This is a genomic window from Nonomuraea sp. B5E05, assembly GCF_039880665.1.
Lineage (GTDB): Bacteria > Actinomycetota > Actinomycetes > Streptosporangiales > Streptosporangiaceae > Nonomuraea.
On sequence record NZ_JBDPMJ010000006.1, the window covers coordinates 386,160 to 397,289 of the forward strand.

8 protein-coding genes are annotated in these 11,130 nt (G+C 68.8%); 6 read left to right on the forward strand and 2 right to left on the reverse strand.

Annotated features, from left to right (window positions below; genetic code table 11):
- Nucleotides 1–60: 60 nt before the first annotated feature.
- From ABGB01_RS14670 to ABGB01_RS14680, 3 genes are read left to right on the forward strand one after another with little or no spacing between them, the layout of a single operon-like run.
- Nucleotides 61–1,704 carry a rhodanese-like domain-containing protein gene (locus tag ABGB01_RS14670; RefSeq protein ID WP_347773819.1) on the forward strand — a complete coding sequence of 548 codons (1,644 nt, stop codon included), beginning with the start codon at nucleotides 61–63 and terminating at the stop codon, nucleotides 1,702–1,704.
- Between the two features lie 36 nt (nucleotides 1,705–1,740).
- Nucleotides 1,741–2,916 carry an aminotransferase class I/II-fold pyridoxal phosphate-dependent enzyme gene (locus ABGB01_RS14675; RefSeq protein ID WP_347773820.1) on the forward strand — a complete coding sequence of 392 codons (1,176 nt, stop codon included), beginning with the start codon at nucleotides 1,741–1,743 and terminating at the stop codon, nucleotides 2,914–2,916.
- Nucleotides 2,917–2,969: 53 nt separating this feature from the next.
- Nucleotides 2,970–3,518, forward strand: a complete 549-nt coding sequence (locus ABGB01_RS14680; RefSeq protein ID WP_347773821.1) for a cysteine dioxygenase family protein — start codon at nucleotides 2,970–2,972, stop codon at nucleotides 3,516–3,518.
- A gap of 9 nt (nucleotides 3,519–3,527) precedes the next feature.
- On the opposite strand, the gene ABGB01_RS14685 is transcribed toward ABGB01_RS14680, so the two are convergent.
- Nucleotides 3,528–5,123 carry a sulfatase gene (locus ABGB01_RS14685; protein ID WP_347773822.1) on the reverse strand — a complete coding sequence of 532 codons (1,596 nt, stop codon included), beginning with the start codon at nucleotides 5,121–5,123 and terminating at the stop codon, nucleotides 3,528–3,530.
- A 417-nt stretch (nucleotides 5,124–5,540) separates the two neighbouring features.
- On the opposite strand from ABGB01_RS14685, the gene ABGB01_RS14690 reads away from it, so the two are divergent.
- The 3 genes from ABGB01_RS14690 (at nucleotide 5,541) to ABGB01_RS14700 (ending at nucleotide 10,202) form a co-directional block, all read left to right on the forward strand.
- Nucleotides 5,541–7,844, forward strand: a complete 2,304-nt coding sequence (locus tag ABGB01_RS14690) for a LuxR C-terminal-related transcriptional regulator (protein ID WP_347773823.1) — start codon at nucleotides 5,541–5,543, stop codon at nucleotides 7,842–7,844.
- A gap of 153 nt (nucleotides 7,845–7,997) precedes the next feature.
- Nucleotides 7,998–9,167 carry a matE family protein gene (locus ABGB01_RS14695; RefSeq protein WP_347773824.1) on the forward strand — a complete coding sequence of 390 codons (1,170 nt, stop codon included), beginning with the start codon at nucleotides 7,998–8,000 and terminating at the stop codon, nucleotides 9,165–9,167.
- A 135-nt stretch (nucleotides 9,168–9,302) separates the two neighbouring features.
- Nucleotides 9,303–10,202, forward strand: a complete 900-nt coding sequence (locus ABGB01_RS14700) for an LLM class flavin-dependent oxidoreductase (RefSeq protein ID WP_347773825.1) — start codon at nucleotides 9,303–9,305, stop codon at nucleotides 10,200–10,202.
- Here ABGB01_RS14700 and ABGB01_RS14705 read toward each other — a convergent pair.
- Entirely contained in the window at nucleotides 10,192–11,007 is an 816-nt protein-coding gene (locus ABGB01_RS14705; RefSeq protein WP_347773826.1) for a helix-turn-helix transcriptional regulator, read from the reverse strand. The two genes, ABGB01_RS14700 and ABGB01_RS14705, sit on opposite strands and share 11 nt — an antisense overlap.
- Between the last annotated feature and the right edge of the window lie 123 nt (nucleotides 11,008–11,130).

Here is an 11,130-nt window from a genome sequence, read left to right on the forward strand (position 1 = left end):
CTCTGGCGCGTACGCCCACAATGACCTTCGAACTCCTCCCTTGTGAAAGACAGGTGCCTCATGACCTCTGAAGATCGCCCGGCCTTCATCACGTACGACGAGATCAAGCGGTGGCGTGACGCGGGAAAAGCTCATGCGCTGTTGGACGTACGCGAACGAGGCGAATATGCGCTCGGCCAGATACCGGGCAGTTGCCCCCTCCCTCGTGGCCTCATCGAGATCTGCCTGCGACAGCTGGTTCCCTGGAAGAATGTTCCGCTGATCCTCTATTCGAACGATGGCCATCGAAGTGGCCTGGCGGCGCGGACCTGCCGGGACCTGGGATATGAAGACGTCAGAGTCCTGGAGGGCGGGTTGAACCGCTGGTCCAAGGAGGGAAACGCGCCGGTCTACGGTGTCAATGTCATAGGCAAGACGTTCGGCGAGAAGCTTTCGATCACCGACCAGGTGGAGCAGCTCGATCCCGATGGGATCGCCGCTCTCGCCGACCGCACGGAGACGTTCATCTTCGACGCCCGTACGGCCAGTGAGTACGCCAAGGGCCACATTCCCGGAGCGTTCCACGTTCCAGGCGGTGAACTCGTCCCCACGCTTTACCAGGCCGGCATCGACGGGCTGGGAAAGGACCACCCCATCGTCGTCCATTGCGCTGGACGAACCCGGAGCATCGTCGGCGCCTACCTGCTGAAGCAGGCCGGCTTCAGCAATGTGTTCGCGCTGCGCAACGGAACGATGGCCTGGGTGATGTCAGGTCGTGAACTCTCCGTCGAGGCAAGGCCCTGGACCGCGTCCGCGATCACCGAGGACGGTCCGGCACGGGCAGCGGCGTTCGCGGAAGACTTCGTCGACGGCACCCAGGCCTTCCCCATCGAGGCATCGGAGGTCGAAGAGCGCGACGACGTCCGCTACCTGATCGACGTACGCCTGGTCGACGAATACATCGCGGGCCATGTCCCCGACGCTCTTTCCTGCCCGGCAGGCCAGCTCGCCAACGCGGTGGATGAACACATCGGCGTCCGTGACGCCCTCCTCGTGTGTTACTCGAATGACGAAACACGCGCCAGGATCGGGGCAGGACTGCTGTCGCGTATCGGATACCGCCGAGTCGCGTGGCTCACCGGCGGCCTCAAGGAGTGGTCCCGCGGCGGAGGCGCGGTCATCGCCGGCAGTCCCCATGCCTACCTCGATGACCTCTCCCTTCCCGGACCGGACATACGCACGATCGCTGCGGATCGGCTGCAGGCTGATCTGCTGACCGGCAGCAGAGTGCTGGTGGACGTGAGACGGAGCAGCGAGTACGCCCTGAGCCACATTCCCGGCTCCGTGTGGGTTCCCCGGGGCGATCTGGAACGCCGCATCGAGACGTACGTGTCTCCCGGCACGCCCCTGGCCGTCGCCTCCGATCGAGAGCTCCGTTCCACGCTCGCGGCCAGGACGCTGCTGAGCATGGGCTATCACGACGTCGTCGTCCTGGACGGGGGCGTCAACCGATGGATCGCGTCCGGCAACCCGGTCGAAGAAGGGCTCGACGGTGCTGACGTGTCCCTGGCCGAGGCCAAGGAGGACGCGGAACTCGTCGCCCGGCGGCCCAAGATGCTCGAGCGCAACCGCGAGGACATGGTGCGCTACCTCGATTGGGAGGAACGCCTCGGTGAGGAGCTCCTGTCCACCACCGAGTCGTCAGCCGGAAGGCACTCATCGTGAACGTGACAGGCAGATTTCCCAGATGGGGGGACGGCCATGGCTGAGGAACTGGCCCTCCCAGAGATCCAGCTCCGCGCCCAGATCAGCAAGAAGTGGCACGCCTATGCTCCGGACGTGCTGCCGATGTGGCTGGCCGACATGGATTTCCGGCCCGCGGAGGCCGTCAGATCCGCCGTGCTGGAGGCAGCGCAATCAGGACAGTTCACCTACCCGCTTGATGCCGAGCACCGCGGGGTCGCGCAGGCGTTCGCGGCTCGTATGCGCGATCGCTTCGGCTGGGAGGCCGGCGCCGACCGGGTGGCGGTGCTCGCGGACCTGGTGCAGGGCCTGACGACCTCGGTGATGGCCTTCAGCGAACCAGGAGACGGGGTTGTCATTTTCAGCCCCATCTATCCCCCCTTCATGCGAAGCATCGAGGTGAGCGGCCGGAAAGTCGTCGATGTGCCGCTGGCGGAGGAGGCTGACGGGTTCGTCATCGACTTCGATCTGCTCGAACAGCAGGCCGCCCGCCCCGACGTCACCCTCATGCTGCTCTGCAATCCTCACAATCCGACGGGCCGGGTCTTCACCGACGCCGAGCTTCGCCGGGTGTCCGGCATCGCGGTCGAACACGGGATCGTCGTGGTGTCCGATGAGGTGCACGCCGACCTGGTGTATGCCCCGCATCGCCACACGGTGTTCGCGACGGTTGCAGAAGCCCCCACCGTAACCCTGCAGTCAGCGACCAAGGCCTTCAACATCGGCGGTCTCCGATGCGCTCTCATGCACTTCGGATCCGAACCTCTGCGTCAGCGGTTCCTCGAGGTGTTTCCCGACAGGACTCTGGGCCGGGTGTCAGGACTCGCCGCGGCAGCGACGGTGGCTGCCTGGAGCGGAGGGGACGCATGGCTGGGCGACGTGCTGGAGACGCTCGAGGCCAACCGCCGGCAGGTCTTCCAGTGGGTCTCGCACCATCCGAGCGTCCGCGCGCACATGCCCGAAGGCACCTACTTCGCCTGGCTGCACTTCGCCCAGTTGCCGGCCGGCGCGAGTTCGGCGCACGAGTTCCTGTTGCGTTCCGCCCATGTCGCTCTCCACGCGGGACAGGACTTCGGAACTCCCTACACCTCGTGGGCGCGGCTGAACTTCGCCACCTCACCTCGCATCCTGCGAAAAGCGCTCAACCGCATGACGGCGGCAATGCCGACCCCTCTTACCGGTCATCGCAAGTGACCGTCACCGGACTTGCCCGACAACGGAACACCACATCGCGAAACGAGGACACGATGGAGCCTCTGCACCAGTTCATCCATGATCTGCGGGAGCTCACCACCGCGAAGGAGCGGCTGCCTGAAGACGCCCTGGCCACCACGGTGGGCGAACTGCTGGCGGAGCTCGTCACCCGGCCGAGCCCCATCCCCGCCGAATTCACCGTGAGGTCGGCGCTGCACGGAGGACGTGGCCGTTACATTCTGCACCGTTCACCCACGTTCACGATCAGTTCGATCGTATGGGCTCCGGGAGAGATCGCTCCTCCTCATACCCATGAGACGTGGGGAGCCATCGGGCTGATCTCCAACCGGATCGAGGAACGGCGCTACGAGCTGAACGGCGACGACACCGTACGTCCCGTCGAACACCACCGGCACGACCGCGGCGCCGTCTCCGTCCTGATTCCCGACGACGACATCCATTCGATGCACAACCTGACCGACACCGAGACCGTCGAGATCCACGTGTACGGCAAGGATCTGACCGGCTTGGTCCGCAGGCGCTGGACCGTGGAAGGGCAGGACATGCGGGAGTTCTCGAGCGGGAAATACATGAACTGCTGAGAGATCCCTTCAGCTCAGATGAGCGGCCGTCCAGCAGTCAACCGAACCGGGCTTGCCGCAGCCCTCCAGGCCGTCGAGGGCCTTGCCAAGCTGGGCAGTCCTGGCGTTGTCCGGGTCGTTGCTCTCCTGGTGGGGGTCGGTGACGGTGTTGTAGTACTCGGGCTTCGGCTCGCCCTCGTACTCCACGTACAGATCGCCCGCGGTGCGCACGGCCGTGTAGGTGGGGGGCTGGGAGTTGCCGGCCTTGAGGCTGTCGGCGTCGGGGTCCGGCTCGCCGGGCGCCTTCGGGTCCGGTTTGACGTGCTCGATCAGCGCCGCGTCACGCCAGCCCTTGACCTTGTGGCCCTGGATGAGGGGCAGCAGGCTGCGGCCGTCGCGGCTGTCGCGCACCTCCGGGTCGGCACCCGCCAGGTCGAGGAAGGTCGCGAACAGGTCCACGTTCTGGGCGATGGCGCCGGTCACGAGGTCACCGTGCCGCCCGGCCGCCGGCCGCCTGACCAGCAGCGGCACCCGCACGTCATGGTCGTAGGCGGTGGACTTGCCGCGCACCAGGCGGTGCTGGCCGAGGTGGAAGCCGTTGTCACTGGTGAAGATGACATACGTGTTGCGCTTCTCCTCGTCCGTCAGGGTGGACATGACGCGCTCCACCATGTCGTCGACCGACTGCACCATGCGGATCCGATCGCGGAAGTCCGTACGCAGCTCCTTGACGAGCTTCGGGCCGATCTTCCCGCGCCGCACCCAGGACGGCTTGTCGGCGGTGTCCTCGTCGAAGGCGGGCAGCGCGGTCACGTCGATGCCGTTGCAGTCAGGCCCGCCGCAGTCGCCGTGCGGAAACTGCCCCGCGGGCCACTTGGTCTTCGGCCGGTCACGACGCGCCGGCGGGAAGCGGGGTTCCTTGTCGCCCGGCTTGGAGCCGACCCTGGAATGCGGCGAGAACGGCGAGACCTGGAGGAAGAACGGCTCGCCTGGAGCGTGCTCGCGGGAACGCACGATGAAGTCGGCCGCCCGCTGCCCGAGCACGTCCACGAGGTATTTGCCGCCGGAGGGGTCGAGCGGCTTCGGGCCCGCCGTCTCCTCCTTGATGTAGCGGGTGAGCTCGTACCTGAACTCGTTGTAGCCGCCGCCCGCGGCCACGTGCCATTCGTCCCACCCGGCCGGCACCTTGTAGTCGGGGCCCACCGGGTACTCGTTGATGTACTTGCCCAGGTAGCCCGTCCGGTAGCCGGCCTGATCCAGCGAGACGGCGTACGTGCGACTCTCGTGCTTCTCGAACGCCTGATAGCCGCCGCGGTCGGACCCCTTGTTCGTCTCCACGCCGGTGTTGTGCGGGAACTGGCCGGTGAACGTGGAGGCCCGCGACGGGCAGCAGAGCGAGTTGGACACGTAGTAGTCGGTGAACGTCGTGCCCTGCTTGGCCAGGCCGCTGACGGCGTCCATGTACTGGAGCAGATCGGCTGACATGTCGTCCACGAGGAAGAAGATGATGTTCGGCCGTTTGGGCTTGGTCACCGCACCGGCGCCCGCCTGGGACACCATGGTGAGCCCGAGGGCGACGACCAGCGCCATCGCCAGGGCCCTCCGGATACCAGCGGTCACGGACATGACTGCCTCTTTTACCAGTTTGGGAAGATCGACGTTGCGACGAAGGTTAATGTGCGACTCATCAACTGATCAATAGGTTTCGCCTATAGCTCCCGGTAATCAGGGCGGTACGACACGGTCCCGGCGGATCCTCGCCCTCCTTACCCGCTCCGTGCACCGATGGCGTACAGCCTGGTGTGCTGGAGATCGCCATGGAAGCGGTCGACGGCCGTCATCGTGTCCGGAAGCGCGCGGGTGTTCAGCATCCGTGCAGCGGTGTACTTACCCGATGTAACACCAGGTCGGACGGCCCCGTAGCTTGGGTGTAGCGGTCCCGCCATGGTGACTGCTGGAGATCGAGGCCAGCGCGAGGCTCGCATGAACACAGGCGCGACTGAAGGTGTCAGGCGGCGAAGGCCAGACCGACTGCCGGCTCAGGTGACCAGTTTCGTCGGACGACGGCTGGAGGTGACCGAAGCCAAACGGATGTTCAGCACGGCACCTGTGGTGACCCTCACCGGCGTCGGCGGCGTCGGCAAGACCCGGCTCGCGATCCATGTGGCCGCCGAGCTCCAACGAGCCTTTCGTGACGGTGTGTGGGTGGTTGAGCTCGCGACGCTGGAGGATCCGAAGCTGCTCGCCCAGACCCTGCTCAGCGCTCTGCATGTGCAGAACCGCTCCTCCCTGCCGCCGGTGGAGGTGCTCGTCGACCACGTGCGGGACCTGCAGATGCTGGTGGTCCTGGACAACTGCGAGCACCTGCTGGAGGAGTGCGCGGTGCTGGCCACAACGCTGGTGCGGTCCGCGCCGGGCCTTCGGATCCTGGCCACCAGCAGGGAGGCGCTGGGCATCGCCGGCGAACGCGTGCTGGCCGTGCCGACGTTGTCCTTGCCGGATTCCGAAGATCCGCAGTCGCAGGCCTGGACTCGGGGGGAGGCGGTGCAGCTGTTCGCCGAGCGGGCCGCGGCTGTGCTGCCCGGCTTCGAGGTCACCGAGCACAACAGGACCATGGTGGAGGGGATCTGCCGCCGGCTGGACGGCCTTCCCCTTGCCATCGAGCTGGCGGCCGTACGGCTGAGGGCGCTGTCGCCCGAACAACTGATGGCCCGGCTGGAGAACCGCTTCCAGCTGCTCACCACCGGGCCGCGGGCGACGCTGCCCCGGCAGAGGACGTTGCGTGCGCTGGTCGACTGGAGCCACGGCCTGTGCACCGAGCCGGAGCAACTGCTCTGGGCCCGCGCGTCGGTGTTCACCGGCGGACTGGATCTGGAAGCGGCCGAGGCGGTGTGCTCCGGCGACGGCATCGCCCGCGAACAGATCCTCGACCTGGTGACCGGGCTGGTCGACAAGTCGGTGCTGGTCAGGGAGGAGAGCCCGACGGGGATGCGCTACCGGATGCTGGAGACGATCCGGGAGTACGGCCGCGAGCAACTGCTCGCCTCCGGCCAGGAGGCCACACTGCGGCGCAGGCACCGCGACCACTACCGCGACCTGGCGGCACAGGCGCGCGCCGAGGCCTTCGGCCCGGATCAGCTGGAATGGTTCGCCAGGCTGCGGATCGAGCACGCCAACCTCCGTCAGGCCCTGGATTACTGCTTCGCCGCGCCGGAGGAGGCAGAAACCGGCCTGAGCATGGCCACGGACCTCGTCCAGCACTGGAAGACCGGCGACTACCTGCGCGAAGGACGCGACCGCCTGGACCAGGGGCTGGCCGCGGTCACCGAGCCGAGCGAGCTTCGAGGCCGGGCCCTGGTGGTCAACGCCTGGCTGGCCAACACTCAGGCCGACCTCGTCACCGCCGAGTCGATGGTCCTGCAGGCCCGGGAAGTCGGCGAGCGGCTCGGGCTGGAGGCGGTGCTGGCCTACGCCGCGCTCTACTGCGGAACGATCGCCATGTACCGCGGGGACGGTGAGTCGGCGGTCGCCCATTACGAGGAGGCGGTTGCCCGTCACCGCACCACCGGCGAACCGATGGGCCTGACTCGGGCGCTGGTCCGGCTCTGCCTGGCACGCGCCCTGCTGGGCGACATCTCCGCCGCAGTCGCCGCCGGCGAGGAGTGCGTGGCCATATGCGAGGCGCACGGCGACAGATGGGTCAGGGCGTACGCGATGACAGTGCTCGGCGTTCCGCTTTGGCTCCAGGGCGACGCGGAGCGCGCGACCGCGCTGGAGCGGGAGAGCCTGCGGTTCCAGCACTCGATCGACGACGTGCTCGGCAGCAGGTTCAACATCGCGGTGCTGGCCTGGATCGCGGCCGATCAGGGTCGGCACCGGCGAGCGGCCACGCTGCTGGGAATCGTGCGGAGCCTCGAGCGTACGGTGCATATAGTGCCGTTCAAGTACAGACAGTTCCTTCGCCGACACGAAGAATGCGAGTCGTGTGTCCGTGAGGCTCTCGGCAAGCCGGCATTCGAAGCGGCCGTCAAGCGAGGTGCCGGGCTGTCCTACGACGAGAAGATCTTTTTCGCCTTGGGTGAGTCCGACCATGCGAACGAGCCGCCCGGCGAGGAAGCGTCATGGTCACCGCTGACGCGCAGGGAGGCAGAGATAGCGCGCCTGGTCGCGCAGGGGATGAGCAACAAGGAGATCGCAGCTGCCCTGGTGATTGCCCAGCGCACCGCCGAGGGACATGTCGAGCACATCCTGAACAAGCTCGGCTTCAACTCCCGAACCCAGATCGCCCTCTGGGCCAAAGAGCGAGACACGCCCGCGCGTAACGAGGGCCCCACAGGTCGCCGGTAGCGACAGCATGCCGGTGGGCGGCCTCGCGGCCACTCGTCGCGCACGCCGCCGGGCAGCCGGATGAGGAGCGTGATCCGCGCCGGCGGGGCAGGCGTCCCCTGGTAGAATGGCGACGTTCTCCCGGGCCGTTCCGCGTCCCGGGATCTTGTTTTCATGCCCCTCCTCCAGCACCGGGCCATCGCCGCGGCGGCGGCCCCGCTCTTCCTGTCCATGACCGTCAACCAGGTGGCCGGCCTGGTCACCACGGCGGTGCTCGGGCGGCGCGCGACCGCCGCGCTGGCCGCGTACGCGGTGACGGCGGCCGTGCTCAACCCCGCCTTCACCGCGATCACCGGTGCGCTGCGCGGCATGGCGCCGTTCGTCGCTCCCCACCGCGAGCACCCGCCTGGCGCGATCCCCGTCCTGCGGGACGCGCGGTGGCCGGCACTCAGCGTCGCCACGCTCGCCGCCGCAGCCGTGGCCTGCGTCCCCATCGTCGCCTCGCTCGGCGGCGCGCCGCCGGAGGTGCTGGCGGAGCTCGGGATCTTCCCCTACCTGCTGGTCGTGCACGTGCTGCTGTACGGCCTGGGCGGCGGCGCCAACGCGGCGCTGATCGCGCTCGGCCACAGCCGCCAGGTGATCTGGGCCAGCCTCGCCGGCGCCGCCGTGTCGATCGTGCTGGTCGTCATCCTCGTCCCCCGGATCGGCCTGCCGGGGCTGGGGTGCTCGATGATCGTCGCGGGCGCCACCGCCCTCGCGGTGTCCAACCTGCGCCTGCGCCGGCTGCTCGGCGGCAGAGTGGGCACGGGACGGCCGCGGCCCGCGGAGATCATGAAGCTGGCGCGGGTGGGCATTCCCCTGTCGGGAACGCTGCTGATCAAGTTCGCGGTGCTCGGAGTCGTCACGTACGCGGCGGTCCGCACGGGCACGCGGGAGGCCGCCGCGCACGCCGTCCTCTACGCCCTGATGGGCCCGCTGATGTTCGTGTCCCTGTCGGTGGCGCAGGCGTCCGTTCCCGAGGTCGCCCGCGCTCAAGGGGCGCGCGAGGTCAGAAGCGTCACCGGGGCGGCCCTCGCGCTGGCCGTCACCGGGGTGGCCGCGGGCGGAGGTCTCCTGCTCGCCTTCCGCTATCCGCTCGTCACGGTGTTCACCTCGGACGACGGCGTCAGGACCACCGTGCTGGGGCTGGCCTGGCTCATGGTCGTCATGGCGGCGGTGGACGGCTCGCAGGCCGTCATGGCGTTCGGGCTGGCAGGGCTCAAACGGTCGTCGTGGAGCCTGGGCTCGGTGGCGACCGGCTACGGGATGCTCACGATGGCCGCCGTGCCGGCGGCCGCGACGTGAGGGCTGGCCGGGCTGTGGTGGGCGCTGATCGCCAACTCGGCTCTGCTGATCGTCCTCCAGGGGATCGGCTTCCTCCGCCACAGCGCCCGCGCGCCCGGTTGACCTCAACCAGGCTTCAGGTTGCACGCTTGGGCGATGAACACCTTCGAGATCGGCGTCATCCTTCCCAGCGTGGCGGTGCAGCGGCGGGACGGCATCGACCTGCGGGAGGCGGCCCGGCACGCCGAGGCCGCCGGCCTGGACGGCGTCTGGCACGGCGACCACCTCGCCAACGGCGGGCCGACCCTGGACGCCCCGATCGCCCTGGCCACCGCGGCCGCCGTCACCACCCGCGTCCGGATCGGCACCAGCGTCCTCGTCCCCGCCCTCCGTCCCATCGCCTGGGCCGCCAAGCAGATCGCGACCCTCCAGCACGTCTCCGGTGACCGCCTGGTGCTGGGGGTCGGTTCGGGCGGCGGGCCCGGCCAGTGGGCCGCCGCCGGGGTCCCGTACGCCGAGCGCGGTCCCCGTACCGACACGGCACTGGAACTCCTCCCCCACCTGCTGTCCGGCCAGAAGACCGAACTCCGCGACCAGCCCGGCAACCCGCCCGTCGAGCTGGCGCCGCCCGCGGCGACACCCCCGATCTGGGTCGGCAACGCGTCCGGGGTGGCCATCCGGCGGGCCGCCCGCCTGGGTGACGGCTGGTTTCCCTCCCTGATCTCCCCACGCCAGGTCGCCGAGGGCGCCGAGCGCCTCGCCGCCCTGGCCGCGGAGCACGGCAGGCCGGCCCCGGTGATCGCCATCGGCGCCACCGGTGCCCTGACCAGCGGGCCGTCCCGCGAGGAGATCGCGTCGGGCATCAGCTCCGCGTACGGCCGCCCGATCGGGGAGGTCATCGACCTCCCGCTTGCCGGCCACCCGGAAGAGGCCGCCGAGAGGCTGGCCGCCTACCGGGAGGCCGGGGCGCGGCACGCGATCGTCGGCGTCGCCGGCGACGACTGGCGGGCCGAGGTGGACCGGCTGGCGGAGGTACGCGGCCTGGTCAACCGGTAGCCGGGCCCGCCGCAGGCTCGGCGAGCAGGCGGAGCGTTCTGGCCGTGAACTCGTCGAGGGGATAGAACAGCTCGATGGCCAGCTCCGACAGCGTCACATCGGCCGGCGCGCCGAACGTGGCCATGGTGCTGAACATCGACAACTCGCCGAACGGGCTGCGGATCCTCAGCGGCACCTGGATCGGGCTCGGCGGATGTTCCGCGCCTTCCGGCTCCGCCGTCACCGGATAGCGGGACACCTCCTCGTAGAGCGCGCGGAGCGTCTCGTCACCGGTGGCGTCGACCTGGCGGAGCAGCCGCCGCAGGGTGAGCGTACGGACCTCGCCCAGGTTCGCCAGCCGGGAGGCCAGCCCGTCTGGGTGCAGGGTCAGCCGGAAGACGTTCGGCCGCGGCTCCAGCAGGTGCTCGGGCACGCCCTCCATGAGGACGGACATGGCGCGGTTGCCCGCCAGCACATCCCAGAGCCGGTCGACCACGACCGCGGGGTACGGCTCGTGCGCCGTCAGCATGGCGTCGATCGCGGACCGGACCGAGGCCAGGTAGGCGTCGTCGAGGCTGCTCTCCCGGTAGGCCGGCGCGTAGCCCGCGGCCAGCAGCAGGGTGTTGCGCTCGCGCAAAGGGATGTCCAGGGCCTGCGACAGGTGGAGCACCATCGACCGGCTCGGCCGCGCGCGCCCCGTCTCGACGTACGACAGGTGCCGCGCGCTGACGTCCGCCACGTTGGACAGGTCGAGCTGGCTGAGCCTGCGGCGCCGCCGCCAGGCACGCAGCTGCGAACCGATCCCGGGCGGCTGCTCCACTTCCATTGGTAGTCAGGGGCGCGGTGCCGTGAAGGCCCGGTTCCCCATCCCCCTTTCAATTCCGTACGTGCGGTTTTCCCGCATACGGCTTACCGATGATCTTCTTGACATGGTTACGCTGCCTTCGGA

What these genes read in the sequence shown, in the direction of transcription:
- ABGB01_RS14670 (WP_347773819.1), top strand. Translation starts at nt 61, where the DNA reads ATGACCTCTGAAGATCGCCCGGCCTTCATCACGTACGACGAGATCAAG.
- ABGB01_RS14675 (WP_347773820.1), top strand. Translation starts at nt 1,741, where the DNA reads ATGGCTGAGGAACTGGCCCTCCCAGAGATCCAGCTCCGCGCCCAGATC.
- ABGB01_RS14680 (WP_347773821.1), top strand. Translation starts at nt 2,970, where the DNA reads ATGGAGCCTCTGCACCAGTTCATCCATGATCTGCGGGAGCTCACCACC.
- ABGB01_RS14685 (WP_347773822.1), bottom strand. Translation starts at nt 5,123, where the DNA reads ATGTCCGTGACCGCTGGTATCCGGAGGGCCCTGGCGATGGCGCTGGTC.
- ABGB01_RS14695 (WP_347773824.1), top strand. Translation starts at nt 7,998, where the DNA reads ATGCCCCTCCTCCAGCACCGGGCCATCGCCGCGGCGGCGGCCCCGCTC.
- ABGB01_RS14700 (WP_347773825.1), top strand. Translation starts at nt 9,303, where the DNA reads ATGAACACCTTCGAGATCGGCGTCATCCTTCCCAGCGTGGCGGTGCAG.
- ABGB01_RS14705 (WP_347773826.1), bottom strand. Translation starts at nt 11,007, where the DNA reads ATGGAAGTGGAGCAGCCGCCCGGGATCGGTTCGCAGCTGCGTGCCTGG.